The 438-nt window shown below is 67.1% G+C and carries 1 protein-coding gene; it reads left to right on the forward strand.

Annotated features, from left to right (window positions below; translation table 11 throughout):
* Nucleotides 1–438: 16S rRNA (guanine(527)-N(7))-methyltransferase RsmG (gene rsmG / locus H7U32_RS10430; RefSeq protein ID WP_204469945.1), on the forward strand; the 438-nt coding region annotated here is incomplete at both ends.

Genomic DNA, 438 nt, shown 5'->3' on the forward strand with positions numbered 1-438 from the left:
CCTCCTGAACTCGGCAGCTGTGGTGCCATTCCTTCCGACCACGGGTCGCATCATCGATCTGGGGAGCGGTGCCGGGCTTCCCGGCATCGTGGTCGCGGCGATGGTGCCTTCCGCGGAAGTGGTGCTGCTCGAGCCGATGGAGCGTCGCACCGAGTGGTTGAGCGAGGTGGCAGAGATCCTGAAGCTCGAGAACGTCGTCGTGCGGAGAGGTCGAGCACAGGACGAGCACGGCCGCCTGGTCGGTGACGCTGTCACGGTCCGAGCGGTCGCGTCCCTGGAGAAGCTGTACCGCTGGGCGCTTCCACTCGTCAGTCGTGGAGGGACGTTGGTCGCCCTCAAGGGCAGCAGGGCGGAAGAGGAGATCGAGGCGGCCAAGCATGTCGGCCGCAAGCTCGGCGCTGGAACGGCATCCGTCGTGGATGCGCCCACGATCGAGGG

The organism is Bifidobacterium pullorum subsp. saeculare (genome assembly GCF_016899725.1).
Lineage (GTDB): Bacteria > Actinomycetota > Actinomycetes > Actinomycetales > Bifidobacteriaceae > Bifidobacterium > Bifidobacterium pullorum_C.